This window comes from Bowmanella yangjiangensis (assembly GCF_017255015.1).
Lineage (GTDB): Bacteria > Pseudomonadota > Gammaproteobacteria > Enterobacterales > Alteromonadaceae > Bowmanella > Bowmanella yangjiangensis.
Genome location: NZ_JAFKCS010000521.1, coordinates 1 through 536, shown reverse-complemented (window position 1 = coordinate 536; position 536 = coordinate 1). Strand labels below are relative to the sequence as shown.

The 536-nt window shown below is 60.8% G+C and carries 1 protein-coding gene; it reads left to right on the top strand.

Annotation, left to right across the window (positions count from 1 at the left end; genetic code table 11):
* Positions 1 to 307 precede the first annotated feature (307 nt).
* On the top strand, positions 308 to 536 hold a 229-nt coding region (locus J0A65_RS25455; protein WP_206597004.1), incomplete at its 3' end, for a hypothetical protein.

Sequence of the window (536 nt, the reverse complement as noted above, 5' to 3'; positions counted from 1 at the left end):
ACTGGAGCTGTATCGCGATCTGGCGCAGTTGCAGAACTGAAATCCCGCATCAGTCTGCAACGCGCAGCACGGCGCGAACACACCAGCCGAACGGGCGAATGCCGGCAAATCCCCGTGCCAGAGCCTTCGCGCAACACAGGCGAGCGCACCGAATAATGGCAATTAGCCTTCAGGCATATTTGTTCATTATAATGACGCCATTTTCCCGACGAGCACCTGCCCGGCCGCAACACCTGCCAGTCACGGAGACTCACGGACCCCAGGGTAATAGCCGCTTGCGTCTATTGTTTCTCCACTGAACAACAGGATGTTCACCGTGCCTCATTTCAAACACCTGCTGTTTGTCCTGACGTTGTGCGCTGCCGTCTGTGCAGCGGCAGCAGGGCCGGTGAAGCTGTACCTGCCCGACGCCCCGCCGCTGACCTTTCACGACTATGAAGGCGGCAACGGCATGGTCGGTGACGTGGTGCTGGCCGCCGCCGCCCGCAGCGGTCGCCTGACCGAAATCATCGCCGAGCCCTGGTTGCGGGCACAGG